This window comes from Mycolicibacterium monacense (assembly GCF_010731575.1).
In the GTDB taxonomy this organism is placed as follows: domain Bacteria; phylum Actinomycetota; class Actinomycetes; order Mycobacteriales; family Mycobacteriaceae; genus Mycobacterium; species Mycobacterium monacense.
In genome coordinates, this window is record NZ_AP022617.1 from 1,991,328 (window position 1) to 2,016,583 (window position 25,256).

General features: G+C 65.6%; 30 protein-coding genes. 15 read left to right on the forward strand and 15 right to left on the reverse strand.

Translation table 11 applies throughout. The features are described from left to right. Positions 1–14: 14 nt before the first annotated feature. Both G6N49_RS09490 and G6N49_RS09495 read right to left on the reverse strand, forming a co-directional pair. Positions 15–488, reverse strand: coding sequence for a MarR family winged helix-turn-helix transcriptional regulator (locus G6N49_RS09490; protein ID WP_011855705.1), 474 nt, complete (start codon positions 486–488; stop codon positions 15–17). A gap of 74 nt (positions 489–562) precedes the next feature. Continuing rightward, complete coding sequence (locus G6N49_RS09495; protein ID WP_011560030.1) at positions 563–1,153, reverse strand: TetR/AcrR family transcriptional regulator; 591 nt, start codon at positions 1,151–1,153, stop codon at positions 563–565. Positions 1,154–1,258: 105 nt separating this feature from the next. Between G6N49_RS09495 and G6N49_RS09500 the strand changes: the two genes are divergently transcribed. Genes G6N49_RS09500 through G6N49_RS09510 form a run of 3 tightly spaced genes read left to right on the forward strand, consistent with a single transcriptional unit; the run spans position 1,259 to position 2,502 of the window. Further along, positions 1,259–1,735 carry a DUF1772 domain-containing protein gene (locus G6N49_RS09500; RefSeq protein ID WP_011560029.1) on the forward strand — a complete coding sequence of 159 codons (477 nt, stop codon included), beginning with the start codon at positions 1,259–1,261 and terminating at the stop codon, positions 1,733–1,735. A 48-nt stretch (positions 1,736–1,783) separates the two neighbouring features. Further along, the gene (locus tag G6N49_RS09505; protein ID WP_011855704.1) at positions 1,784–2,101 is read left to right on the forward strand and encodes an NIPSNAP family protein; all 318 of its coding nucleotides are present in this window, start codon (positions 1,784–1,786) and stop codon (positions 2,099–2,101) included. Positions 2,102–2,121: 20 nt separating this feature from the next. Then, entirely contained in the window at positions 2,122–2,502 is a 381-nt protein-coding gene (locus tag G6N49_RS09510) for a DUF4267 domain-containing protein (RefSeq protein WP_011855703.1), read from the forward strand. Positions 2,503–2,543: 41 nt separating this feature from the next. On the opposite strand, the gene G6N49_RS09515 is transcribed toward G6N49_RS09510, so the two are convergent. Beyond that, a complete protein-coding gene (locus G6N49_RS09515; protein WP_011855702.1) occupies positions 2,544–2,759 on the reverse strand; it encodes a PLDc N-terminal domain-containing protein in 216 nt (71 codons plus the stop codon). 373 nt (positions 2,760–3,132) lie between these two features. Then, positions 3,133–3,699, reverse strand: coding sequence for an HD domain-containing protein (locus G6N49_RS09520; protein ID WP_011560025.1), 567 nt, complete (start codon positions 3,697–3,699; stop codon positions 3,133–3,135). Positions 3,700–3,972: 273 nt separating this feature from the next. Here G6N49_RS09520 and G6N49_RS09525 point away from each other — a divergent pair, with 273 nt between their 5' ends. Next, complete coding sequence (locus G6N49_RS09525; protein WP_011560024.1) at positions 3,973–4,434, forward strand: nitroreductase family deazaflavin-dependent oxidoreductase; 462 nt, start codon at positions 3,973–3,975, stop codon at positions 4,432–4,434. Between the two features lie 129 nt (positions 4,435–4,563). Further along, the gene (locus tag G6N49_RS29835) at positions 4,564–4,941 is read left to right on the forward strand and encodes a DUF4189 domain-containing protein (RefSeq protein WP_011768228.1); all 378 of its coding nucleotides are present in this window, start codon (positions 4,564–4,566) and stop codon (positions 4,939–4,941) included. A gap of 215 nt (positions 4,942–5,156) precedes the next feature. Here the strand turns inward: G6N49_RS29835 and G6N49_RS09535 are convergent, their stop codons facing one another. Continuing rightward, positions 5,157–5,966 carry an LLM class F420-dependent oxidoreductase gene (locus G6N49_RS09535; RefSeq protein WP_011560023.1) on the reverse strand — a complete coding sequence of 270 codons (810 nt, stop codon included), beginning with the start codon at positions 5,964–5,966 and terminating at the stop codon, positions 5,157–5,159. A gap of 92 nt (positions 5,967–6,058) precedes the next feature. Further along, on the reverse strand, positions 6,059–7,744 hold the full coding sequence (locus G6N49_RS09540) for a GMC family oxidoreductase (RefSeq protein WP_179967828.1): 1,686 nt from the start codon (positions 7,742–7,744) through the stop codon (positions 6,059–6,061). A gap of 211 nt (positions 7,745–7,955) precedes the next feature. Here G6N49_RS09540 and G6N49_RS09545 point away from each other — a divergent pair, with 211 nt between their 5' ends. Further along, positions 7,956–8,270: a helix-turn-helix transcriptional regulator gene (locus G6N49_RS09545; RefSeq protein ID WP_235679505.1), complete on the forward strand. Its 315-nt coding sequence runs from the start codon at positions 7,956–7,958 to the stop codon at positions 8,268–8,270. A gap of 71 nt (positions 8,271–8,341) precedes the next feature. Here G6N49_RS09545 and G6N49_RS09550 read toward each other — a convergent pair whose 3' ends face one another. Next, positions 8,342–9,088 carry an SDR family NAD(P)-dependent oxidoreductase gene (locus G6N49_RS09550; RefSeq protein WP_011560019.1) on the reverse strand — a complete coding sequence of 249 codons (747 nt, stop codon included), beginning with the start codon at positions 9,086–9,088 and terminating at the stop codon, positions 8,342–8,344. Positions 9,089–9,178: 90 nt separating this feature from the next. Here G6N49_RS09550 and G6N49_RS09555 point away from each other — a divergent pair, with 90 nt between their 5' ends. The 3 genes from G6N49_RS09555 (at position 9,179) to G6N49_RS09565 (ending at position 11,605) form a co-directional block, all read left to right on the forward strand. Beyond that, entirely contained in the window at positions 9,179–9,739 is a 561-nt protein-coding gene (locus G6N49_RS09555; RefSeq protein ID WP_011855700.1) for a TetR/AcrR family transcriptional regulator, read from the forward strand. Positions 9,740–9,813: 74 nt separating this feature from the next. Further along, positions 9,814–10,668 carry an SDR family oxidoreductase gene (locus tag G6N49_RS09560; protein ID WP_011855699.1) on the forward strand — a complete coding sequence of 285 codons (855 nt, stop codon included), beginning with the start codon at positions 9,814–9,816 and terminating at the stop codon, positions 10,666–10,668. Between the two features lie 43 nt (positions 10,669–10,711). Then, entirely contained in the window at positions 10,712–11,605 is an 894-nt protein-coding gene (locus G6N49_RS09565; RefSeq protein WP_011855698.1) for a helix-turn-helix transcriptional regulator, read from the forward strand. Here the strand turns inward: G6N49_RS09565 and G6N49_RS09570 are convergent. From G6N49_RS09570 to G6N49_RS09580, 3 genes are all read right to left on the reverse strand, one after another. Next, on the reverse strand, positions 11,587–12,384 hold the full coding sequence (locus tag G6N49_RS09570; protein WP_011560015.1) for a dienelactone hydrolase family protein: 798 nt from the start codon (positions 12,382–12,384) through the stop codon (positions 11,587–11,589). The genes G6N49_RS09565 and G6N49_RS09570 overlap by 19 nt on opposite strands. Positions 12,385–12,486: 102 nt before the next feature. Continuing rightward, the gene (locus G6N49_RS09575) at positions 12,487–12,966 is read right to left on the reverse strand and encodes a MerR family transcriptional regulator (protein ID WP_011560014.1); all 480 of its coding nucleotides are present in this window, start codon (positions 12,964–12,966) and stop codon (positions 12,487–12,489) included. Positions 12,967–12,974: 8 nt separating this feature from the next. Next, entirely contained in the window at positions 12,975–13,847 is an 873-nt protein-coding gene (locus G6N49_RS09580; RefSeq protein ID WP_011855697.1) for an SDR family NAD(P)-dependent oxidoreductase, read from the reverse strand. Positions 13,848–14,121: 274 nt separating this feature from the next. Between G6N49_RS09580 and G6N49_RS29190 the strand changes: the two genes are divergently transcribed. After that, entirely contained in the window at positions 14,122–14,268 is a 147-nt protein-coding gene (locus G6N49_RS29190) for a hypothetical protein (RefSeq protein WP_085975399.1), read from the forward strand. Positions 14,269–14,451: 183 nt separating this feature from the next. Here G6N49_RS29190 and G6N49_RS09585 read toward each other — a convergent pair whose 3' ends face one another. Genes G6N49_RS09585 through G6N49_RS09595 form a run of 3 tightly spaced genes read right to left on the reverse strand, consistent with a single transcriptional unit; the run spans position 14,452 to position 18,398 of the window. Further along, entirely contained in the window at positions 14,452–16,287 is a 1,836-nt protein-coding gene (locus G6N49_RS09585) for an acyl-CoA dehydrogenase (RefSeq protein WP_011855696.1), read from the reverse strand. Between the two features lie 40 nt (positions 16,288–16,327). After that, entirely contained in the window at positions 16,328–17,833 is a 1,506-nt protein-coding gene (gene hpaB / locus G6N49_RS09590) for a 4-hydroxyphenylacetate 3-monooxygenase, oxygenase component (protein WP_011855695.1), read from the reverse strand. Between the two features lie 28 nt (positions 17,834–17,861). Continuing rightward, positions 17,862–18,398, reverse strand: coding sequence for a flavin reductase family protein (locus G6N49_RS09595; RefSeq protein ID WP_011855694.1), 537 nt, complete (start codon positions 18,396–18,398; stop codon positions 17,862–17,864). Here G6N49_RS09595 and G6N49_RS09600 point away from each other — a divergent pair. Genes G6N49_RS09600 through hpaD form a run of 5 tightly spaced genes read left to right on the forward strand, consistent with a single transcriptional unit; the run spans position 18,397 to position 23,645 of the window. Next, a complete protein-coding gene (locus G6N49_RS09600; RefSeq protein WP_163647406.1) occupies positions 18,397–18,573 on the forward strand; it encodes a hypothetical protein in 177 nt (58 codons plus the stop codon). The genes G6N49_RS09595 and G6N49_RS09600 overlap by 2 nt on opposite strands. Before the next feature lie 7 nt (positions 18,574–18,580). Then, positions 18,581–20,110: a fumarylacetoacetate hydrolase family protein gene (locus tag G6N49_RS09605; protein WP_041925061.1), complete on the forward strand. Its 1,530-nt coding sequence runs from the start codon at positions 18,581–18,583 to the stop codon at positions 20,108–20,110. After that, entirely contained in the window at positions 20,107–21,057 is a 951-nt protein-coding gene (gene dapA, locus G6N49_RS09610) for a 4-hydroxy-tetrahydrodipicolinate synthase (RefSeq protein ID WP_011855692.1), read from the forward strand. The genes G6N49_RS09605 and dapA overlap by 4 nt, the downstream gene beginning before the upstream one ends. Further along, a complete protein-coding gene (hpaE, locus tag G6N49_RS09615; RefSeq protein WP_011855691.1) occupies positions 21,054–22,556 on the forward strand; it encodes a 5-carboxymethyl-2-hydroxymuconate semialdehyde dehydrogenase in 1,503 nt (500 codons plus the stop codon). The genes dapA and hpaE overlap by 4 nt, the downstream gene beginning before the upstream one ends. 33 nt (positions 22,557–22,589) lie before the next feature. After that, entirely contained in the window at positions 22,590–23,645 is a 1,056-nt protein-coding gene (gene hpaD, locus G6N49_RS09620; protein WP_011855690.1) for a 3,4-dihydroxyphenylacetate 2,3-dioxygenase, read from the forward strand. Between the two features lie 19 nt (positions 23,646–23,664). Here the strand turns inward: hpaD and G6N49_RS09625 are convergent, their stop codons facing one another. Both G6N49_RS09625 and G6N49_RS09630 read right to left on the reverse strand, forming a co-directional pair. Then, positions 23,665–24,288: a TetR/AcrR family transcriptional regulator gene (locus tag G6N49_RS09625; protein ID WP_011855689.1), complete on the reverse strand. Its 624-nt coding sequence runs from the start codon at positions 24,286–24,288 to the stop codon at positions 23,665–23,667. Further along, positions 24,285–25,229, reverse strand: coding sequence for a LysR substrate-binding domain-containing protein (locus G6N49_RS09630; protein ID WP_011855688.1), 945 nt, complete (start codon positions 25,227–25,229; stop codon positions 24,285–24,287). The genes G6N49_RS09625 and G6N49_RS09630 overlap by 4 nt, the downstream gene beginning before the upstream one ends. Positions 25,230–25,256: the final 27 nt, after the last annotated feature.

Below are 25,256 nucleotides of genomic sequence, written 5' to 3' on the forward strand. Positions count from 1 at the left end.
ATCGCGACTTCCACTCACTCACCCAGCGCGGCACAGACTTTCCGGAGCAGTCCGGCCAGCGTCTCCCGTTCGGCCGGTGTGAGTGCGGCGATCAACTGCTCGTCATCGGCGAGGCGGCGGGGCATCTCCTCGTCGGTGACCGTGCGTCCCGCATCGGTCAGGGCGAGGAGGACCACGCGGCCGTCACGTTCGGACTTCTGCCTGACCAGGAGATCACGGCGGGCGAGACTGTCGGCGATCTTGGTGATCGACGCCCCACTGAGCAGCGTGGTGGAGACGACTTCGCTGGCCCGCAGTAGGCGGTGACATCGTTGGCCGTGACTCCAATGGCATTGCTTCTCACCGGACTCGGAGCCGGCCTGGCGCCGTCGGTCGCTCTCGACCGTGTTCTCGACACGGCCGTGGGGATCGTGACGGGAATCGTCATCGCCGCGGTGACGATCACCGGCGCCGACGCCCAGCACCTGCGGCGGGCGGCGACCTCGCACCGTGGATGACGGCGCGAGCGAGCGCCTGACCCCATTCTTTGCCCAGCACCGACCGGCGAGTGGGTTCGGTTGAGCTACAGGTTCGTTCGCTGTCTGCCGGTGAATTGGTCGACGAGCAGTCGAAGACGTTCCGTGCCGTGGTCTGCGCGCAGCCGGCCGGCGCGGCCGAGCGTGACCAGCCCGTGCAGCGCAGCCCAGAACAACTCGGTGAGCGTATCTGCATCCTCTTCGCCGGCGACCAGGGCGACCGCTTCACGTAATTCACCGAACGCCGACGCCAGCTGGGACGGTGTGTCTTCGGCGGCGAAACGCAAGGCGGTCGCGCGGGTGAACATCGCGTCGTAGACGGCGTTGTTTTCGCGGGCGAAGTCGAGGTAGGCGCGCGCGATTCGCGCGAGTGCATCGCTCGGCGTGGAGGCCTGAGAGCGAACTGCCCGAATCGCCTCCGCGAGCTCCCCGAACCCGTCGGTGGCGACAGCGTCGGCGATTGCGTCCATGCCGGTGAAGTGCTTGTACAAGACCGGCTGGCTGTATTCGATCTCGGTGGACAGCCGGCGGGTTGTCACGGCGTCCCAGCCCTCGGCCTCGGCCAACCTGCGGGCTGTGGTGACGATCAACCGCCGCCGGGCGGCACGCTCTCGCTCACGGCGATCCTCGATGGCCATACCGCATATTATCACCGCTACTGATACTAGCGGCGCTATTGACCATGGCGGGTCAGGGGGTTAGCGTTGCTAGCAGTTAGTCACCGACGGGACGGGAGTACGCCAATGGCCCTGGAGCACATCACCAGCGTCGCCGCACTGGTCGCGATTCTGGGCACCGCGGTGGTCTACGGCACCGACGTGTTCTGCGCGATCGTCCTGCGACCGGCCCTGTCGGCGGTCGACGACCGCGCACTGGTCGCCGTGATGGGAAGCGTGCATCGATACGGAGACCGGCGAATGCCGGTGCCGGGTGCGCTCGGGGTGCTGGCCACCGCGGCGACACTGGCGCTGGCGGTGGCGTCCGCACAGTGGGTCCAGGCGACCGCCGCGCTCATCGCACTGGCCCTGCTTCTGGTCTGGCTCGCGCTCTACGCGGGTGTGTGCCTGCCCATCAACCGTCGACTGACCGCGGCCGCCGACGGCGGTGAGCCGCTACCGGATGGGCGTGCCCTGCAGGGGAAGTGGGACCGAGTCATCGGCGTTCGGGCCGTACTGCAGGGTGTGGCAATGGCCGCTCTCTGCCTGGCGTTGATCTCATGACGCGCTGATCGATACCAGACGAATTCGACCAGCGGAGAAAGGCGTTCAATGTTTCAACTCAGGATTTACACCCTGCGGTCACCCGAATCGCTGTACCGGTACGCGTCGGTGCACTGGGCTCGCCACTCGGCCACCTTCGACGCGTTCGGGGTCACCACCCACGGCGTGTGGGCCGAGCGTGGTGGCGGCGCGAATCGACTCGTCGCGCTGATCCGCTACCCGCATGGCGCCGACCCCGAACAGGTCACCCGGGAGGTCATGGCCAGCCCCGAGTTCGCCGCCGACATGACCGGTTTCGACGTCGACGAGATCGTCGACGTCGAGTCGATTCTGCTTGACCCGGCGGCTTTCTCGCCGATCCACTGAACGAACCCAGGAGTCCTCCCATGACCGTCACGACCATCGCCTACACACTCGCCGGACTCATCGGAGCGGCCATCATCGTCATCGGTGCGCGGTTCATCGTCTCACCGCGGGCCGCCGCCGCCGGGTACGGAGTGGCACCGGATCTCGGCCAGCACGGTGTCAGCGCCTACCTGAGCGTCAAGGGCGTCCGCGATATCGCATCGGGACTCTTCGTCTTCATCCTGATGGTCTCGGGCGCGACACACCTGCTCGGCTGGGTGATTCTGGCCGCCACGATCATTCCGGTCGCCGATACGGTCATCGTGCTCGGCAACGACGGCCCCAAATCGATCGCCTGGGGCGTCCACGGTCTTACCGCCGCCGTCATGCTCGCCACCTCTGCGCTGCTGCTCGTGTCGTAGGGAGGGGTGAGAGAAGTCCCGTGGGCGCGGCGGCGCGATACTCAGGACAGCCGGCCCACGGTGAAGTACGCAAGCGGACCAACCGGCTGCACCACCGACAGCGTCCGCCACAGCAGCTTCGGGCCGCGGACCTTCGATGCCGGGCGTCGCGCCAGGTCGACCAGCATGGCGGTGGTCGCCAACGTCTCGACGCCGCCGAGCACGACGACGGCTCTCTGCTGTGTCGGGGACAGGTCACTCCACTTGCGCTTGGCCACGCCGACCACCGTATCAAGTCAGTCAGATGCCAGGCGCCGCCTGTCTATCCTCGGATTGCAGCTCTGGGGGGATCGATCAGCCGTTGCGGCCCACGGGACGGCACAGGCGAATTGTGCTATGTCACAACGGGTCTGGCTCGTGCGCTGGATGCCAGCAGGGAACTTCCCGAGTGCTGAGCACAGGGTCCCTGCTCCTGTCAGTCGGGAAGACGACCTGAGGTGCCACCTCGTCCGGCAGCACGTCGGCGGTCCACACGAATCGGACACCGTCGCGCTCCTCGATGACCTGTGCGGCGCCGTTGTAGTGATCGGGGCCCCTCGGGGTCGGCGATCGTCCATACCAGGCGTGCAGTAGCTGTGTCCTGGATGCGGATCAGTGCGCGGCCCACGGTTGGCGGGCGAAGACCTGCTCCACCATCGGGCGAAAGAACTCGAGCGGACGATGCTCGAATCGTGAATCGAAACAGTTCTGGTCGTACTTCTCGCAGAACTCCACACAATCGTCGAACCACTGGTGGCCGCGATACCGCTCCCGGGCATCGCGGACACCACCCATGTGCGGAGCGTAGTAATACTGCTGGAATTCGGGGTGGACCTTCACAATCCAGGCCATCCGTTCCGACACATAGGGCGCGAGGACTGCTGCGGCGAACGCGCCGTGGGCATGGGGCGCGTAGGTGTCACCGATGTCGTGCAGCAGCGCCGCGACCACATATTCAACCGACCGCCCGTCGTCGTGGGCCCGGGTCGCTGACTGCAGTGAGTGGTCCAGCCGGCTGATCGGATACGCCTGCTCCCCGTCGGCGAGAGCTTCCACCAGTGTGAGGACGCGGGATACCAGGCCGGCGTTGTTCGCCTCTTCGGCGCGACTGATCAGCGCGTAGTCCTCCGAGGTGCCCTCGGCCATCGTGCGGTAGGTGGCACGTGTCGGCGTGCTCATGACCGACTCCTTTCGACAAGCTCCCGATCGAACCTAACGGTGACTTGTTTCGGCCGCGTGTCGACCCGATGCCCGCTCGAGGGATCGCGCCCGACGAACACGGGCGCGACGCTGTTCGGACGCCGAACGCACCCGGTGCGGTGAGCACGTCGATTCTGTCACACAACCCTGGAACTCGGCCTGCGCCAGGGCTTTACATTGAGTTGGCCGCTGAACTGCTGACAATTGTCGGTCTGCCCGTCGCGTGGTGAGGAATACGGGGCCCCGCGTGTGATGTTGTCACGCGGCGTGACCGAATACGACCAAGACAGGTTTGTCTCCGACGCGGGTTACGTCAACGAGCTCAATCAGAACATCATCGCGGAGTTCCGAGCCAACGCGGGCGTCGTCGCCGCCTATGGCGGCAGTGCTGTGCTGTTGCTGCACACCACCGGCGCCAAGTCCGGACAGCCGCGGCTCTCTCCGCTGGCGTACTCCCTCGTCGGCGGCAGAATGCTGGTCACCGGCTCGTATGCCGGGGCGCCGAGAGATCCGGCGTGGGTGCACAACTTGCGGGCGATCCCGCGTGCACGTATCGAGGTCGGCACCGAGGCCTACGACATCGACGCCCGCGAGTTGCTCGGCGAAGAACGCGACACGGCCTTCCGGGAAATCACCGATCAGGCGCCGGTATTCGCTGACTACCAGGCCAGAACGGCACGCACCATCCCCGTGTTCGAACTCCACCGCGTCTGACGGGCGCAGAACGGGATTGCACTCTCCGCGGTGTGAGCGTCGTGCAGCGATCTCACTGCAGTCTCGGGTAGGTACCGCTTTGGTGTCTCCACTGCTCGCCCTTGCATGGTACGAATACGATCCGCTCCTATGGTGGCCCTCCGGCGTTTGCTTGTGACTTCGCTGGTGGCCGGGTGCCTCGGCGGGGGCGCGGCGTTCACGGCACCGACTGCCGGGGCTCTGGGTTGGGGCGCGATCGCGGTATCGCCGGACACCGGCAAGGTGGGGTATACGAAGGGCTACAACTCGGCTATCGAGGCCGAGCGCGCGGCCATCGGCCTCTGTAGCGCCCGCGACTGCCGGGCGGTCGTGAACTTCACGAAAGGGTGCGGCGCGGTCGCGCAGGCGCCCGATGCGTGGTGGGCACCGGGTGTGGGCCGCGACAGCGCGGGTGCACAGAGGATGGCGTTGATCTCGTGCAGTCGACACGGTGCCGGCTGCCGTGTCGTCGGCGTCTCCTGTACCTGACCGCCCGCCCGGCGAACGGCGCACGGGGCGCTACGGCATAGCGCCAGCACGGGCCAGCCACTGAGCCCAATCCTATTGGTAAGAATGCATATTCGATTACTGCATGATCGACCGTCAATCAGCAGACGTCAGCAACCGGGGGGATTAGACCTGGGATTGTCAGATAGTTCTTGCCGAGTCCGGTTTGCCCGTGAAACGCCGGCGTTTGATCGTGGTCACCCATTGTCCCGCCATGTGAGCACCTCCTTGAGAGACGTGAGGTCGTAACCGTCGTCGGCGGTCAGTTCGGTCTGGAACAGAGTGACTCCTGCCTCGCGGAAAGCATCGGCGCCGTCGGGGTTCCCCCAGAGCGTCGAGCGTTCGATGTCAGCGCCGTTGCGGCCGAACGTCGCTGCCAGCTCATCGACGCGGTCGCTGGACCTGCGGAAGGCGTCGAGGTCCTGGAAGGCGTGCCAGATGTCGGCGTGCCTGGCAATGGCGGGCAGCGAGCGCTTGGGCCCCGTGCCGCCGATGAGGATCGGCAGCTTGCGCACGGGCGGCGGAATCAGTGCAGCGAGCCGGTTCTCGATGCGGATCAGGCTCTCGTCGAACAGATCGAAGCGGGATCCGAAGGTGCCGAAGTCGTAACCGTAAGTGGTGTAGTCCTTTTCGTACCACCCCGCGCCGAGGCCGAGGATGAGCCGGCCGCCGCTGATGTGGTCGACGGTGCGCGCCATGTCAGCGAGCAGGTCCGCGTTGCGGTAGCCGACACCGGTGACGAGGAGCCCGATCTCGGCGTGTGAGGTGATCTCGCCCCACGACGCGAGCGCGGTCCAGCCCTCGAAGTTGGCGACGTCGGGCTGCTCGTCGAACAGGACGGGCTTGCCGTCGACGAGGGCCTTCATCGCCGGCCGGTGGAAGTGGTCGTAGCCGAAGATCACGTCGACACCCAAGTCGTCGGCGGCCAGGACGGCGTCACGCCAGGTGCGGTAATCGGGTGCGCCGCCGGGCTGGATCTGCACGGCGACGCGGACGGGACGGGTCATGGATGCTCCTGAGTCGGGGAAGGGGCGACTCCTGAGCCAAGTTCACCGGTGCGGGGTTTATTCCGGATCGGCGCGTCTTGAAATCGACCGACTCATCCCAGGATCGCCCGCGCTGCGCGTTCTGCGATCATCATGACCGGCGCGTTGGTGTTGCCGGAGGTGATGGTGGGCATCGCCGAAGCATCGACCACGCGAAGGCCGGCGACGCGGTACACCCGGCACTCGGTGTCGAGCACCGTGGTCGCCGACCTCGGCAGACCGCGTGTGTCGAAGGCTCCCATCGCGCAGGTGCCCACCGGGTGAAAGATCGTGGTACCGAGCTCACGAGCCGCCTGCTGCAGGTCGTCGTCGCTCACCAGTTGCGGGCCAGGAAGCATTTCTTCTGGGCAGTAGCGGGCCAGGGACGGCGCCGCCATGATCTGCCGGGTCATCCTCAAGCCCCGCACGGCGATTCGACGGTCGTCGTCGGTGGACAGGTAGTTGCAGACGATCTTCGGGTACGTCATTGGATCGGCACTGGTGATGCGTACGTGGCCACGCGAACTGGGTCGCAGATTGCACACCGAGGGTGTGATCGCCCCGAATTTGTGCAGAGGTTCGCCGAACTTGGCCAACGACAAGGGCTGCACATGCCACTCCAGATCTGGACTGGCCAGTGCGGGGTCGCTTTTGGCGAAAGCGCCCAGCGTGGAGGGCGGCATGGTCATGGGTCCTGATCGCAGCAGCAGGTACTGAAGTCCCATGCCTGCACGGGTGATCCAATTGCGGTACAGCGTGTTGACGGTCCGGGCGCCTCGTACCCGGTAGACCGTTCGCAGCTGCAGGTGGTCCTGGAGGTTTTCACCCACTCCGGGCAGATCGACCGCCACCGGCACCTGATGCTGGGTGAGCAGCGAGGCCGGGCCCAGACCCGAGGCCTGCATGAGATGCGGCGACCCGATCGCTCCGGCGCTCAGGATCACCTCCCGGCGGGCCCGAACGTCGATGGTCCGACCGTCTTTGAGCAGCCGCACGCCGGTGGCACGGTGCGCAGCAGTGGTCCAGGCACCGCGACGCTGAGCGTCGTGGACCTGGCCGTCCATCAGCAGCTGTAAGGCCTGGGTCTGGGTATAGACGGTGAGATTTGGTCGGTGGGAGACGGGATGCAGGAAGGCATCCGCCATCGACCAGCGACGGCCACGCCGTTGGTTCACGTGAAAGTACGCACTGCCGGCGTTGTCTCCGCGGTTGAACTCCTCGATCGGAGCAATACCCACCTGGGCGGCGGCGGCCTGCCAGGCGTCCAGGATCTTCCAGCGCACCCGCGGTCGCTCTACGGGGATCTCGCCACCGGCACCGTGCCACTCGTCGGCTCCGCCGAAGTAGTCCTCCAAATCCTTGTAGATCGACAACGTCTCGCCGGCGCCGTCCGGGCCGCCCCAAAGCCAGCGCTCGTCACCGGTGGCCTGTGCCCAGAGCTCGTAATCGGACGCTTGCCCGCGCATATGGATCATGGCGTTGATCGACGAGCTGCCGCCGATCACACGGCCCCGCGCGTAGTGAATGCTGCGGCCGGCCAGACCCGGGTCGGCCTCGGTCGTGAAGCACCAGTCGGTGCGGGGGTTGGCAATTGTGTACAGGTAGCCCACTGGCACCTTGATCCAGAACCAGTTGTCTGTGCCGCCGGCCTCGATCAAGAGCACCCGGTGATCCGGGTTGGCGCTGAGCCGGTTGGCGAGCAGGCAGCCCGCACTGCCTGCGCCCACGATGACGAAGTCGAACTCGGCGACGGGGCTCATATCCGGCATCGTTCCTCCATGGCGTTCCGTGTGTGCTGTCGCTGTTCACCGTGTCGTCGTCGGGAGAGACTAAGACTTCGTGCCCTGCAGTTGTCGCAGAACTCGACGTGCGATCGACGAGCCACAACCGTCATGAACGCCGAACATCCATACCGAGTCGGGGCGCAAACACCGACATACCGTTGTCGCGGCGGTGACTGATGCTGATGTCATGAACAAGAACACAGACATGATGGATACGACCTCGCTCATTCCCGAGGCGATCGCCGCGCGCCGGGTCGTACGGCTGGACTACACCTCCGAGGACGGCGCGACCCACACCACCCGTGACGTGGAGGCGATGGGTCTGCTGCGCGGCGGCGATTCGTGGATGTTCGTGGGATGGTGTCGGCTGCGCGAAGGCATCCGCGGATTTCACCTCGACCGCATCCGGCACCTGGAGATCACCGGCGAGGTGTTTCCCGAACGGGATCCTGCGGTGCTCGATGCGGATCTGTCGCGGTGGCGCACTCGGCGGCTCGGGTGACGCCGCGAACAGATCGATTGGGGCGAGAGCCGTTGGGCGGCAGCGTCTGTCCCCGACGGCGCCGCGTCCGGTCACAGCAACACGCCACCGGATACCTCGAGGCGTTCACCGGTTGCCCAGCGGAACTCACGGGACACGAGGGCGCAGATCGCCTCGGCGATGTCATCCGGGTCGCCCACTCGCCCGAGGGCGGTTTGTCCGGAGAGTTCCGCTCGCATGGCTTCGCTGTCGCGCATGGCTCCGCCGTTGAAGTCGGTCGCGGTCGGGCCGGGGGCGATCGAGTTGACCCGAATGCCCCGCGGGCCGAGTTCGAGGGCGAGGCTGCGGGTAAGTGCTTCGAGTGCCTTCTTCGATGCCGCGTAGACGGAGGCCGCCGGGCTGACGTGTCGGCTGAGCGAACTCGACACGTTCACGATGCTTGCTCCTTCCGACAGGTGGGGCAAGAAAGCTTGCGTGACGAAAAGCGGGCCACGAACGTTGACGGCGAAGGTGGCGTCGAAGTCTTCGACCGTGATGGCGCCGAGCGGCGCGAACAGGCCCACCCCGGCGTTGTTGACCAGCACGTCGATGGTGCTGGCGTTCCACTCCTGCCCGATGCCGGCGAGCGCAGCGACGCGCGCCGCCTCGACGGATGATAGGTCTGCGACATCCAACTGGACCGCGATGGCTTCACCTCCCGCTTCGACGATGTCGTCCACGACCCCACTCGCACCATTTCGCGAGGCTGCGACGACTCGGATCTTGTTCCTGGCCAACGCGAGCGCGGTGGCTCGTCCGAGTCCGCGGTTGGCGCCGGTCACGAGTGCAATTCGGGCCATGTCGTCCCCACATCAGATAAGTAAATGGATACTTACTTGTAAGCTAGCCCGTGCCGGTGATGCCGTCAATTCAAAGCAGGGGAGAGGGTAATGGCCCGCGACGCCGAAGCCACGAGAGCGCGGATCCTCGCTGCGGCAACCGCCGAGTTCTCCGCGCACGGGTATGCGGGTGGCCGGGTTGAGCGGATCGCCGCTCAGGCGCAGTGCAACGTTCGGATGATCTACGCGTACTACGGCGGCAAGAGCGGCCTGTTCGATGCGACCGTGGCCGACGCGCTGCGTCGCATGGCCGAGAACGTCCCCCCGCGTCCCGAGGACCTTGCCGGCTGGGCCGGGGACGTGTTCGATCATCATCAGCGCTTCCCCGAGGTACTCCGGCTGTGTATGTGGGCTCAGCTCGAGCGGCCAGAGGCCACTGATGAGCCGCGCGAGGCCTATCGGGACAAGGCGCTTGCCGTCGCGACGGCTGCGGCCCGACCGCTGTCGGGCGTCGACGTTTTGGTCTTCGTCTACGCCATCGCGCAAGCCTGGCAGCTGTCCCCGAAAGGACTTACCGGACTCGAGGAAAACCGAGCCGGCAGCCATGGGGATGCCGCTCGCCGACAATCGGTCGTCACCGCCGTCGAGCGGATGTTGCAAGCCCATTCCTGAGTCGACCGGGGCAAGGGGAGTCTGACAGTACCCCCACTACGGGGAACTCCCTGGCGCGCGGAATACCGCCTAACTTGCTGTACATCGGGCTGAAATCGCTGTGCAGGAGGCCCGACCAACGAGAAAGGCGACACGTTATAAACAGCAAATTCGCTACGCAGGCAGAGCTTTTCGGGCTCAGTGGTAAACGAGCCCTCGTCACCGGCGGCACCAGGGGAATCGGGATGATGATCGCGCGCGGGCTCCTTCAGGCGGGTGCCCGCGTGGTCATCAGCTCGCGCAACGCAGAAGCGTGCGCTCACGCGCGGAAGGAGCTGTCCGTATACGGCGACGTCTGGGCCGTGCCCGCCGATCTGTCCCGGCACGACGAGTGTGAGCGCCTCGCCGACCTTGTCACAGCCGAATCCGGGAAGCTCGACATCCTCGTCAACAATGCGGGCGCAATGTGGGACGAGCCGTTGGAGACGTTCCCGGACGAAGCCTGGAACACGGTCATCGACCTCAACCTGAAGTCGCCGTTCTGGCTCGTGCAGGCGCTGCTGCCGGCGCTCCGCAGCGCCGGTACCGCCGACGATCCTGCGCGGATCATCAACATCGGCAGCATCGCTGCCATACACATCCCCGCGCGGCCCAACTACTCGTACTCCAGCAGCAAGGCTGCGCTGCATCAACTCACCAGAGTGCTCGCCAAGGAGCTTGGCCCGCAGCACATCACGGTGAACGCGGTGGCGCCGGGACCGTTCCCGTCGACGATGATGGCGGCAACCCTCGACGAGTTCGGCGAGGCGATCGCGGCGTCGGCCCCGCTGCGCCGGATCGGCCGCGACGACGACATGGCGGGTGTCGCCGTGTTCCTTGCCAGCCGGGCAGGCGCTTACCTCACGGGCGCCATCGTCCCCGTCGACGGAGGGATCGCCACGACCGCGTGATACTGCGGCGACAACGCGTGCGGTGCGGGCCTACGGTGGATGGATGGACTCCACGCTCGATCTGCGCACCGAGATCCGAGAGTTTCTGAGGTCGCGTCGGGCCCGCATCGCGCCCGAGATGACCGGCCTGCCCGCCTACGGTGGAAGACGTCGAGTCAAGGGTCTGCGTCGAGAGGAGGTGGCGCTCCTCGCCGGGGTCTCGGTCGAGTACTACGTGCGCATCGAGCGCGGCAGCCTGGCCGGTACCTCCGACGGCGTGCTCGACGCACCAGCCACGGCCCTGCAGCTCGACGAAGCGGAGCGCGATCACCTGTTCCATCTCGCACGCCAGTCCGGGACGCCCACCGGTCGACGGCACCCCAAACCTCCCGCGACGGTGCGCCCGGCGCTGCAAGAGGTGCTCGACGCCATCACCGGTGCGCCTGCGTTGATCCGCAATGGGCGCCACGACGTGCTCGCCATGAATGGACTTGGTCGCGCGCTGTATTCACCGGTGCTGGCCGACCCGCGACGGCCCGCCAACACGGCGCGGTTCGTGTACTTGCACCCCGACGAGGCCGAGGAGTTCTTCGTCGACTACGACCAGGTGGCGCGAAATGCGGCCGCGGTGCTGCGTATGGAAGTGGGCCGGAATCCTCACGACGAGGAGCTCATCGCTTTGGTCGGCGAATTATCAACGTGCAGTGAGCTGTTCCGTCAACAGTGGGCATCTCAGGACGTGCGGCTGCACGGATACGGGAGCAAGCGTGTGAACCATCCCGTGGTGGGCCGGCTCGACTTGAACTTCGAGTCCATGGATCTGCCCACCGACCCAGGCCTGCACTTGAATGTCTACACCGCGCCCGCAAGAGGTCCGGCCGCTGACAATATGGCCCTGTTGGCGTCGTGGGCCAGTCAAGAGACGCTGGCGATGGAGCTTCATGCCCCGGGCAGATGACTCAGCCTCCAGCCCGTCCGCGTCAGGGATCCCAATGTCTCGTCGAGCAGATCCAGCACCGCCTGCCACGCCCGTGTCGCGTGCACGGCGTGGTATTCCACACCGGGCACGGTGGCAAGGACGTGGGTGGTGCCCCCGGTCAATGAGCCGTCAGGTTGCATCGGAGCGGCCCAGAAAGCGTGCTTGGCTCCGCCGTAAACGTTTACGCGCCAGTCGACTCCGGCGTTCTGAAGCGCGCTGGCAAACGTGAACAGTTGCCCGGGGGTGCAGAGCGGGTCTTCGGAGCCTGTACACAGCAGGAAGGCTCCGCCCACGTTCATCCAATCCTCGGTGCGGGCGACTGGCAAGCCTGGATGAATCGCGGCGAGTGCCTTGAATGGCACTCCCGCGCTGGCAAGTTCCAGGACGATTCGGCCGCCGGCGCCGTATCCGAGCGCTGCGAGCCGGTCGTGGTCAGCACCGGGCACAGCGAGTAGAACGTCGAGCGCAGCACGGCCGATGGCTTGCATACGGGCCGGATCAGCCATGAGTGGCATGACCCGATCCAGCATCGCTTGCGGGTCACCGAAGAACGTCCGGCCAGCGTGATAATCCATCGCGAGGGTGATGTAGCCGTGCTCGGCGAGGTTGTCGGCGCGGCCGCGTTGATAGTCATCGAGACCGATTCCGTCATGCCCTATGAGCACTGCCGGCCAGGGACCCTCGCCGTCAGGCCGCGCCAAGTGGCCGACCATCGTCAGTCCGTCGACTTCGTAGGTGACTTCGCGCGTGACGACCATGCGATCACGTTAACCAGGGATCTGGCACCTCGGTATCGCGTTCGCCCTGGGCTGACCGACCGCCAGGGGCCGACGATCGTGGGGTAGCCCAACTGGCAGTTGCTACCGCGCACCGGTGTCGCCGGTGGTACCGCCGTAGGTGGTGATCTTGTATTCGGTGGCAGCCAGGGAAAGGGTGAGTTCACGGATCTGGCGGCGGATGGTGTCGCGGTGTTCGAGCAGCATGTCGAGTCGTTCGGGTACGGTCTGATCGCCGCTGTCGACGAGCGCGATATAGTGCTGTAGATCGCGGATAGCCATGCCGGACAACCGCATCCGAGTGAGGAAGACAAGCCGACGCACCGCCGCGGGACGGTAGCTGCGGTGGCCGCTGCTGTCGCGGTCCACCTCGACCAGGCCGACGCGTTCGTAGTAGCGCAGGGTATGCGCGGAGACGTCGAGCAACTCGGCGACCTCGGCGATACTCATCGAAGCGCGGACCTCAGTGGTGGCGGCGAGGCGATGGATCACCTCGATCGACATCGGACCGTCGATCTCGCCGAGTGAGGCGAGGGCCTTGGTCATCAGGTCGTCGGTGGACATACCCGATCCTAGATCGGACGCATTGAGGCGGGGACGTCGGCGAAGTCGGCGCTGCGCGCAAGCTCAGCCCACTGGCTGACCTCCTCCAGACTGCGTCGATAGGCTGCGGTGAGCCGCTCGACGGCCTCGGCGCCCAGCGGCAGCCGCAGCGGCACTTCCTCGGAATGGGCCAAGGAGACGATGATCTGAGCGGCCTTGACGGGGTCACCTTCCTGGTTCCCGTCCGCGCCGGCCATGTCGGCGCGCACATCGGCCAGGATCTCCCGGTAGGTCGGCGAGACGGCGGTGAAGTCGAGCACGTCGGCGGTGTTGAACGCGGTGCGGAACCGGCTGGGCTCGACCAGCATCACACCGATCCCGAACCGGGCGACTTCGCCGGCCAAGGCCTCTGACCATCCCTCTAACGCGAACTTCGACGCCGAGTAAGTGGAGACGCCGGGGAAGGACGTCCGGCCGCCCTGGCTGCTCATCTGCACGATCGTCCCGCCGCCCTGAGCCCGCATGATCGGTAGTGCCGCACGGACGAGGGCGGCGGGACCGAAGAGGTGCAGGTCCATCAGGTCGCGCAGCTGCGCGTCGGTGACTTCCTCGGCGGCGCCGACGATGGCGCGTCCGGCGTTGTTCACCAGGACGTCGAGCCGGCCGTAACGCTCGACCGCAGCCTGGACGAGGCCGGCGGCTTTGGTGGTGTCTCGGGCATCGAACTGGACACTTGTGACGCGATCACCGAAGTTGGTGATCAGGTCGGCCATAGCGTCAGGATTGCGGACTGCGGCCACGACCTGATCGCCCGTGGCAAGGGCGGCCTCGGCCAGTGCACGTCCGAGTCCCTTCGAGGCTCCGGTGATGATCCAGGTCTGCGATGCCGTAGCTGTTGTCATGGCCGTGACGTTAGGAGTTCGAGCGCGCTCGAACGCAAGCTCGACCCCAGCAGGGTCGCGAAGGCGGCCCGTCGATCCGCAGCGGGGCGGGGGTCCGCACCTGGCGGTTCATATTCGTCCGCGCGCTTGCTGCCTCCGCCAGTGGCTACCGGACACGAGGGAGTCTGACTCGCGTGCGACGGGTTGGGTACCGAGACTGGGGTTGTCAGGGCTGCGTGCGGGGAGTCGTGCGTAATTGGCCGCAAATGACTGGTCGTAGGCGGACAATTGCTCCATGTCCTCTGCAGTATGGATCGTCGTCGCGGTGTTCGCGGTCGGTACTGTCGCCGGCGGGTTGCTGGGAATCAGGGCCTGGTTGCAGAAGCCGGCGCCGCCCGAGGTTATCGAAGCTGCGCACCGCGACGACGACGAAACGGACTGACGCCATCACGTTGGGCCGCAGAGCAGCACATCTTCGTGGTGACGCGCCATATTCGTTTATGTCGACATTCCTCCCGATACGCAGCAGTGCATCACTGAAATGTGGCTGGGGGAGGCCTTCTGGGACTATCGCTTGCAGGTCTCAGGTCAGAGAAGCCGACGGCGTCATCGCCTCGTTGATCGATCAGAAGGCTTCTTCGGCCAACTCCATCACGCCGTAGTCCTCCGCCTCGACCGCAGCGCGGATCGCCAATATGCCGGGCAGTGCTGTGCGAGCGAAGAACCGTGCCGAGGTGATCTTGCCGTTGTAGAACTGTCGGCCCTGGTCTGAGTGCGCTTGCAACAGCGCGTCGTTGGCCACCTTCGCCTGCCATAGCAGCAGCCAGCCGATCACGAGATCGCCGAGTGCGAAGAGCAAGGGCACCGATCCCAAACCCGTTCTGTACACCTCGGTGGGCTCCTCACGCGCCGCGTCGAAATGCCCGCGCAGCGTGTGGACCATCGATCGGATGTCCTCTATCGCAGTCGCCAGCAGCGCTCGCTCCTGCTGGAACGTTGAGCCGCCCGCGGATTCGGTGAACTTGACGATGAGCCCCAGTACATGGTCGAGGGTCTGCCCGTCGTCCCGGATGATTTTGCGAAACAACAAGTCCTGTGCCTGAATGGCGGTGGTCCCCTCGTACAGGGTGTTGATCAGGCAGTCCCTGACATACTGCTCCATCGGATAGTCCTGGAGGTAACCAGATCCGCCGAACATCTGCAGGCTGAGTTTGAGTGTGTCGTAAGCCCGTTCTGAACTGACCGCTTTGACGACGGGTAGCAGCAGGTCGTTGATCTTGGCGGCGAGCTCCGGTTCGGCGTGCGACACGCTGCGGGCCAGCTGAGGAACGGCGTCCTGGTGGACGGCGGTGAACAGGTACAGCGCCCGCAGCCCTTCGGCATAGGACTTCTGCGTTAACAGCGAGCGCCGTACTTCCGGATGGCGGATGATCGGTACCCGGGGCGCGGTCTTGTCGGAGGTGCGGGTCAGATCAGGTCCCTGAATGCGCGTCTTGGCGTAGTCGAGTGCGCTGAGGTAGCCGGTCGACAGCATCCCCGTCGACATCACGCCGGTGCCCATCCGTGCGTTCTCCATCACCTTGAACATCTGGGCGATACCGTTGTGGACATCGCCCACCAACCAGCCGATCGCGGGTTGGTCTCCGCCGAAGGTGATCTCGCAGGTTGGGGAAGACTTGATGCCCATTTTGTGCTCGACCCCGGTGACGTAAACACCGTTGCGGGAGGTGATCTGCATCGTCGCGGGGTCGAACAGATGCTTCGGGACGAAGAACATGCTCAGTCCCTTGGTCCCTGGGCCGGCTCCTTGGGGCCGGGCCAGGACGAGGTGGAAGATGTTCTCCGCGGTGTCACCTACGTCGCCGCCGGAGATGAAGCGTTTGACGCCGGTGATGTGCCAGGTCCCGTCCGACTGTTCGACTGCTTTGGTGACCCCGGCGCCGACGTCGGAGCCGGCGTCCGGTTCCGTGAGCACCATGGTTCCCGCCCAACCCCGCTCCATGGCGACGGCGGCCCAACGCCGTTGTTCGGGCGTGCCGACCTCCCACAGGGCGGCCGCCATCTCCGGCCCGAGGTTGAAGAAGGCCGCGGACAGGTTGGCTGAGTGCAGGATCTCCCGGACCGCCCACACCATCGGCATCGGCGCGAGCGTGCTCCCGATGTCCTCGGGAATACCCAGCCGCCACCAGCCTGCCTCTTTGAGTGCGAGAACCGATTTGCGCAGCGGATCGGTGACGACGACCTCGTGGGAGGCGGCGTCGAACCGGATCGGGTGTCGGTCGGCCTGCACGTAGGATTCGGCCAGTGGGCCTTCGGCAAGGCGGACAACCTCTTCGAAGATGTGGCGCACCGTCTCGGTGTCGAGATCGCCGTAACAGCCGTCGTCGAGCAGTCGGTCAACACCGAGGACCTCGAAAAGGTTGAACTCGATATCTCGGACGTTGGGGCGGAAGTGTGTCATCTGCGCGCTTTCTGTTGACCAATCAAAGGGGCTGGCCGCATCAGAGGGCCAGTGTGGCGACGCGCTCGCTGCACGTGTCGTGGGGCAGATTCGCTCGACCTTCGTTCAGCAGCTTTCGGATCCGCTCGCGGGCCGGGTCACGGTCGTAGCCGTTCACCAGAGCCCCGGCCATACGTACCGGGTCGCCGAAGAAGAAGTACTCGTAGAGCGCTTGCCGGCTGGAGAACCCGGAAATCGAGGCGTCGAAGGCCAGCTTGAACAGCTGGACCCGGTCGGTGCCGTTGACCGTCGCGCCTTGCAGGTATTGCTCGATGTCGTCGCGGGCATCCGAGGCGATGTCGGCCTCACCGGGCAGCGCCATCAGGCCGGAGGCGCTGAACTTGCGAATGATCTGCGGAAAACGTTGTGACACTTTCGGATACCAGTTGCGAGCGGCGTTGAGAGTTTCCCACCGCGGCAGGTACACACCCCAGTCGTTGATAGCTCCGTCGGCTTCGGCCGCGCGGAGCAACGCCCTCCCGATTTCGAGGTCGACGATGAGTTCGGCCAGGTCCTCCTGAATGTGCTGGAAGCCTTCGATTCCGATCGCGGCACCGATCTCCGACGCCAGACCGAGGAAGAACTCGGTCTTGGCGACGGTGCGCGTCACGACCTGATGGGTCATCAACGCCCCCGCGCCGGTCTCGGCGTAGAAGGCGTTGCACAACTCGGGGTGTCCGAGCATGAAGACGCGGTCATTGGGCACGAAGACGTCGTCGAAAACCACCACCGCATCCATCTCCTCATACCGGGCGGCCAGCGGCTCGTCAAAAGTGCTGCCGCCGTTGTGGAGTGATCCTCGGCAGAGGTAGCGCAAACCGGGTGCGTCGTTCTGGATCGCGAACGCGTAGCTGTACGGGGCATCCTCCGGTGTTCCGCGTAATACGGTGGAGGGGAAGACCAGCAGCTCGTCGGCAATCGGAGCCACGGTGGCCAGCATCCGAGCACCGCGCACGACGATGCCGTCCGGCCGCTCCTCGACGATCCGTGCGGCGAGCTGTCCGCCACCCTGCTGACTGCCGGTCAAGGATCGGTTGACCTGCGGCGGTATCAACGTGTGGGTGGCCAGCAGATCGTTCTCCCGTGCGTACTCGTAGTAGTTCGCGATCCTTTCACCGAATTTCGGGTCCGCCTTGGCGAACCATGTCTGCGCAGCACCGAGCGCAGTGAGCGAGCTGCTCATGTAGTCCCCGCTGCGGCCCAGGAAACCGTTGGTCTCGTCAGCCCATGCCTGGATCGCTACGCGGCGGCGCTTGAGATCCTCGACCGAACGCGGCACCAGGAAGGACGCATTGACCAGGTCGCCGGTGGTGGGGGAGGTGAAGGTCAGCTGATCCTGGTAACGCGGGTCATGCTGCATGTCAAACAGTTTCGCGTAAGTACGGGCGACATCACGGAACGCCGGATGCTCCGCGACGTTCTCGCTGACCACCTCACCGTCGATCACGATGTGGGGGCGCATGGCGTTGATCTTGTCCAGGAACTGCGCTCCGGTACGGATGCCCATGATTGGTCTCTTTCGTCGATGTGGTGGCTCAGAACAGCAGCTCGTGGCCGACTGCGGATTCGGGGATGGTGGTGAAACGGCCGTTGATGAAGCCCAATGCGTCTCCCTGGCGGTAGTCGAAGTTTCGCACTTCACCGAGGAACAGGGTGTGATCACCGGCGTCGTACTCGGCCCACGGCGTGCACTCGAAATAGCTCAATGTTCCGGCCAGCCGGGGAGCGAACTCACCGTCGATCCACACCGGGTCCACAGCCGGTCTGCCCGCGAACTGCCAAGCCAGTGGCTCCTGTTCGGCGCCGAGCACGTTGACGGTGAACGGCACCCCACGGATCAGGTCATGTGACCGGACGGTGCGCTGGAGCGAGATCTGGACCAGCGGCGGTTCCATCGACACTGACGTGAACGAGTTGACCGTCAGCCCGTGCCGACCACTGGGCGAGTCGAATGTGACGACGGCTACGCCGGTCGCGAAGCGTCCCAGCGATCCACGGAAGTGGTGCTGCGGGGGACGATACAACGCAGAGCCCGGCGGGAATGCCGAGCATTGCTGGCTCTGGGGAGTCATGGCGATCCTGTTCGCGTTTTCGAAGGTGGTGGTGGAATGCCCGGGCACTGACGGCGCCGGCGCCAACCACCGCACCCTCGATCATCCAGGTCACACCCGATTGCGGAAAACTGAAAAAACAGGTGATCATCAGCGCTTTTCAGCGCTTTACCGGCCGCGCAGGGTCAACGCATGATGCTGGTGTGACCATCGAACCCGACAGCGCCAAAGTGTCTACCGGCGTGGCCATTTCGGTCGCCGAGGTGATCGAGCGCAGTCGCAAGGTGATCGCCGTGCATCTGAACTACCGCTCACGTGCCGCGCAGCGGGGGCGTTTCCCGGGCCATCCGTCGTATTTCCTCAAGCCGCCGACGTCGCTGGCGTTGAGCGGACGACCGGTGGAGCGGCCGGCGGGAACGAGGTTGCTGGCTTTCGAGGGCGAGATCGCGCTCGTCATCGGCCGTCGCACGCGGCGGGTGTCACCGGAGAATTCCTGGGATTGTGTTCAGTTCGTCTGTGCAGCCAATGATCTCGGCGTCTACGACCTCCGCACAGTGGACAAGGGGTCGAACCTCCGGTCCAAAGGCGGTGACGGATTCACCCCGATCGGGCCGCAGTTGCTGAGTGCACGAGGAATCGATCCCGCTCGGCTTCGGGTCCGAACCTGGGTGAACGGACGACTCGCACAGGATGGCGACACCTCGGACCTGCTTTTCCCGTTCACCCAGTTGATCGCCGACCTGTCCCAGTTGATCACTCTCGAAGCGGGTGACGTCATCTTGACCGGCACCCCCGCCGGCTCCAGCGTGGTCGCCCCCGGAGACACGGTGGAGGTCCAGGTCGACAGTGTCGAGGACCCGCGCCTGAGTACCGGCCGGCTGTGCACATCGGTCGTCGCCGGTACCGACGCGTTCGCCGACTTCGGTGCCCAACCGGACGCCGACGAAGCGCAGATCGTCGATGCCTGGGGGAGCCGCGTCGCGGCCGGTCTGGAACCGGAGTTCGTCCTGACCGAGTCGCTGAAGGCGAAGCTGGCATCGGTGGGAACCGCCACCTTGTCCGCGCAATTGCGTAAGCGCGGCCTCAACGCGGTCACCATCGACGGACTCACGCCGACCCATCCGGACAAACGCATGGTGGGAAGGGCCCGGACCTTGCGGTTCGTGCCGCTGCGCGAGGACCTCTTCAAAGCCCGGGGCGGCGGCTACAACGCACAGAAGCGGGCCTTCGACAGCCTGGAGCCCGGCGATGTTCTGGTGATCGAGGGCCGGGGCGAAAAGGGCAGCGGCACCGTCGGCGACATCCTCGCGTTGCGCGCCCAGGTGCGCGGGGCGGTCGGCATCGTCACCGACGGCGGCGTGCGCGATGTGGCCGCTGTTTCGGCGCTGGACATCTGCACATTCCACGGCGGCCCGCACCCCGCCGTGCTGGGCCGCAGACACGTGCCCTGGGATGTGGACATCGCGGTGGCCTGCGGCGGCGCGACGGTGGAGCCGGGCGACGTCCTGGTCGGCGACGCCGACGGAGTCGTGGTGATTCCACCGGGTCTCGCCGAGGACATCGCCGACTCGGCAATAGCCCAGGAGACCGAAGAGCAGTACATCGCCGACCGGGTCGCCGAAGGTGCCGCACTCGAAGGTCTCTATCCCATGAACGACTCGGCACGCGCCGACTACGAGCAGTCTCGGCGCGGCCGCCACGCCGACACCACCCCGAAAGGTTCGACACCATGACAGCCCGTCGAGATCCGCACAGCATCCGCGGATCCATCACTCCGTTGATGACGCCGTTCACCGACGACGGCGCAGTCGATCATCGGAGCCTTGCCAATCTCGTCAACTGGCAGTTGGCCAGCGGCAGCCACGGTATCTCGATCGGCGGCTCCACCGGAGAACCGGGCGCGCAGTCGGTCGCGGAGCGTCTCGCTGCGATCGCGACGGTCATGAAATCTGTGTCGGGCCGGGCGCCGGTGGTGGCCGGAACCGGCACGGCCAAGCTCGACGAGACCATCGAACTGACCGGTCGGGCTGCGGAACTCGGGATCGATGCGGCACTGGTCATCACGCCGTACTATGCCCGGCCGACTCAGGAGGCGCTGTACCGCTGGTACAAGACGGTTGCCGAGGAGTATCCCGATCTGCCGATCCTGGCCTATAACGTTCCGGTACGGACCGCTGTCGATCTCGCGCCGGAGACCATCGCCCGCCTCTACCGTGACGTCGAGAACTTCGTCGGCGTCAAAGAGACGACCAAGGACTTCGAGCACTTCTCCCGGGTGATGCACCTGTGCGGCCCCGACATCATCGTCTGGTCGGGGATAGAGCTGCTGTGCTTGCCGTTGCTCGCACTCGGTGGCACCGGGTTCCTCAGCGCGACAGCCAATATCGCTCCCGCTGCTCATGCACGGATGTACGAGTTGTGGATCGCCGGTGCGCACGAGGAGGCCCGGGCCATCCATTATGGCCTGCATCCCCTGGTGGATCTGCTGTTCGTCGAGACCAACCCGGCGCCGGGCAAGTGGCTGCTCAAGGATCTCGGCCTGATTGCCTCTGACCATGTTCGCCCGCCATTGATCACGCCGACGCCGGGCGCACTGGAGAGAATCGCCGTGTTGCGGCGTGCTGGCGAGAAGTTCCTCACGCCAGTAGGCGATTTCGCACTGGAAGGAGCTTTCGCGTGACCGCGAACCGTCGGCCCGAGGGTGTACCGCAGCGCATCCAGCACTTCATCGGCGGGAAGTTGGTCGACAGCCTTGCCGACACGTGGTTCGACGTCATCGATCCGGTGACCAACCAGCCGTACGCGCAGGCCGCCGCAGGACAGGCCGACGATGTCGACCGCGCGGTGGCCGCGGCCAAAGTCGCCTTCCGGACCGGGCCCTGGCCGAACATGCAGGCCCGGAGCCGTTCCCGGGTGCTGAACAGAATCGCGGACGCCATCGAGAGCCGCGATGCGCGGCTGGCCGAGTTGGAGTCGTTCGACAGCGGCCTGCCGATCACGCAGGCGCTCGGCCAGGCCCGCCGCGCCGCCGAGAACTTCCGCTTCTTCGCCGACCTGGTGGTGGCGCAGGCCGACGACGCCTACAAGGTGCCCGGCAGCCAGATCAACTACGTCAACCGCAAACCAAAAGGTGTCGCCGGCCTGATCACGCCATGGAACACCCCGTTCATGCTGGAGAGCTGGAAGTTGGCGCCGGCCTTGGCATCCGGATGCACCGTCGTATTAAAACCCGCCGAATTCACTCCGCTGTCCGCTGGACTGTGGGCCGACATCTTCCGCGACGCGGGCGTTCCCGATGGGGTGTTCAACTTGGTCAACGGCATTGGCGAAGAAGCCGGCGACGCGTTGGTCAAGCATCCCGACGTCAGAGTCATCTCCTTCACCGGTGAGTCGGCCACCGGCGAGATCATCTTCCGCAACTGCGCCACCGGCCTCAAAGGCATGTCGATGGAACTCGGCGGCAAATCACCGGCGGTGGTGTTCGCCGATGCCGACCTCGACGCCGCCCTGGACTCCACGCTGTTCGGTGTCTTCTCACTCAACGGCGAGCGATGCACGGCGGGCAGCCGCATCCTTGTCCAGGAGGAGATCTACGACGAATTCGTCGAACGGTTTGCCGCGCGGGCGGCCGGCATTGTGGTCGGGGATCCCCAGGATCCACGGACCGAGGTGGGTGCCCTGGTCCATCCTGAGCATTTCGCCAAAGTGATGTCCTACATCGACGTCGGCAAGACAGAGGGACGGCTGCTGTGTGGGGGTGGGCGGCCGGCGCATCTGCCGCAGGGCAACTTCGTGGCGCCGACGGCCTTCGCCGATGTGGAGCCGAACGCGCGGATCTTTCAGGAGGAGATCTTCGGACCGGTGGTCGCGCTGTCGCGATTCCAGACCGAAGAGCAGGCGCTCGCGTTGGCTAACGGCGTGAAATACGGTCTGGCTGCTTACATCTGGACCAACGACCTCAAACGTGCCCACCGGTTCGCGCAGAATGTCGACAGCGGCATGGTGTGGGTCAACTCCCACAACGTTCGCGATCTGCGCACCCCCTTCGGCGGAGTCAAGGCCTCGGGCCTTGGCCACGAGGGTGGCTACCGGTCCCTGGACTTCTACACCGACCAGCAGGCTGTGCACATCACCCTCGGCGACGTCCACACACCGAGATTCGGCATCACCGCCCGCTGACCAGACTCCCTTCTGATGAAAGTGAGCCGACACATGGCCTCCGTTTCACCGCCCGACATCGTCCGCTGTGCGTACATGGAATTGGTCGTCACCGACCTGGAACGATCACGGGATTTCTACGTCGACATCCTGGGTCTGGTCGTCACCGAGGAAACCTCTGACGCAATCTATCTGCGGGCGTTCGAGGAGTTCATCCACCACAATCTGGTGCTGCGCAGGGGCCCGGTCGCCGCGGTGGCTGCGTTCGCCTTCCGGGTCCGCAGCCCCGAGGATGTCGACCGTGCCGAGGCCTACTACAAGTCGCTCGGCGTGCGCACCGAGCGTCGTTCGAGCGGATTCACCCGCGGAGTCGGAGACAGCGTCCGGGTGGAGGACCCGTTGGGTTTCCCCTACGAGTTCTTCTACGACGTCGTGCATGTCGAGCGCATGGCCTGGCGCTACGACGTCCAGGGAGCGGGCGCCCTGGTACGCCTCGACCACTTCAATCAGGTGACCCCTGATGTGCCGCGAGGCCGGAAATACCTCGAAGAGTTGGGTTTTCGCGCCACTGAGGACATCCGTGACGATGCAGGCATCACCTACGCCGCGTGGTTCCGGCGCAAAGACACCGTCCACGACACCGCGCTGACCGGCGGCGACGGTCCCAGAATGCACCACATCGCCTTCGCCACCCACGAGAAACACAACATCCTCTACATCTGCGACAAGCTCGGTGCGCTGCGTCGATCCGACATCATCGAACGCGGTCCCGGCCGGCACGGGGTGTCCAACGCGTTCTACCTCTACCTACGCGACCCCGACGGACATCGGGTGGAGATCTACACGCAGGACTACTACACCGGCGACCCGGACAACCCGCTGGTGAGCTGGGACGTGCACGACAACCAGCGACGGGACTGGTGGGGCCACGCCGTGGTTCCGAGCTGGTACACCGAGGCCTCGCTGGTGCTCGACCTCGACGGTGTCCCGCAGCCCGTCCAGGTGCGCACCGACCAGAGCGAGATGGCGGTGACCATCGGTGCCGACGGCTTCTCCTACACCCGCCGCGACGACGAGGAGCAGGGCTTCAAGCTGGGCGCCCAGCTCTGACTGATCCGCCGGGCGGCTGTCACCGGCGGTTCGGTCGGGTGCGGGTGTCGGTGAGGAGCCGTTCGGCCGTTTCGGCGATCAAATCCATCAGTGTGGTGAATTCGGATGCGTTCATATCAACCTGCCGGGCGATGAACGCGCCGTCGAGAGCCACCATGATGAGCCGGCTGGCCGCGTCGAGATCCGTCCCGGTCCCGGCCGGGACCTGGCGGCTCAGCAGATCGCGGATCAGCGCACGGCCCTTGAGACGCACGTCGGCGGCGATCCGCAGGACTCCGGGATCGCCGTCGCCGCGTTCGAGCACGAGCATCAACAGCAGCTTGAGGAACAGCGGCCGCTTCTCGAAGACCACGCCGACCCCCCGCAGCCCGTCGCGCAGGCTGCCGCTGCTGACGCTCTGTTCCCTGAGCAGGTGGTAGAACTCATCGCTGGCGTGTTCGACCACCGCGCCCAGCAGACCCTCCTTGCTTCCGAAGGCGTGGTAGATCGATGCCGAGTGGATTCCGGCGGCCGAGGCGATGCTGCCCATGCTGGTCGCCGAATAGCCCTGTGCTGCGAACAACTCCGCGGCGGCTTCAATCGCCTTGGCTCTGGTGACCGACCCGCGCAGCCGCCGGCCGTCAACAAGCTCCTCAGCACTCATAGTTTGTCAGTCTGTGGGGTCGACGAGGTCTTCGTCAAAGCCGGCGCGGAGGTTTCCCTCGCGTAGTCGACCAACGCGCGGGCCCGGTTGGTCAGCCGGGTCGCCGCGGGCCAGATGCACACGACGGCCTCCCGCGACAGCCGGGGTTGGAGGGGCCGAGTCACCAGAGAGAGGCCCTCATAACTGTGGGTGATACGCGGCTTCTGGATGAGCAGGCTGTAGCCGAGACCGCGGGCCACCAGGGATCGCACCAGCTCGAAGTTCTGCGTTCGGTGCCGGATGGTGGGGGTTATCCCGGCGGCACTGAGCAGGTCGAGGGTGTGCCTGCCACTGGGCGGCAGGTCTAGCAAGATCAAGTTCTCGCCGGCGAGCTCCTGGACGTCGATGGCCGACTCCTCAGCCAGTCGGTGCCCGCCGGGTAGCAGTGCGTGCAGATCGCACTCGTAGAGGACAGCCTCCTGCACGCCGACCGGAAGATTGATGCGGTAGGTGATGATGAGGTCGAGCGCCGACCGGCGCAGCATCGGCACCAGGTCGTCCATACCGCCGTCGACGAAGGACAGGTCGACGTCGGGGTGCAGGGCGGAGAACTCCTCGAGTAGACCGGGAAGTACCGAGGCGGCCAGCGTCGAATAGCATCCGATCGAGACCGGCCCGGCCAGCCGGCTACCGTCCTCGCCTCGCACGAGTTCCACTTCACGTGCCTCGGCGAGCAGAATGCGGGCTCGCTTCAACGTGTGGGAGCCTGCGGCGGTCAGCGAGACCCCGTGAGCCTTGCGACGCACCAGCAGTTGGGTGGCCAGGACGCGTTCGAGATCACCGACCGAGGAGGCCACAGCCGAGGGGGAGACGTGCAATCGGGCGCCGGCGGCGCTGAACGAGCCGTGCTCGGCGACCGCACAGAAGTACTCGAGTTGCTTGAGCGTGAAACCCACCGTCATGGATGCTGACCCCGTTGAAGACGCGAA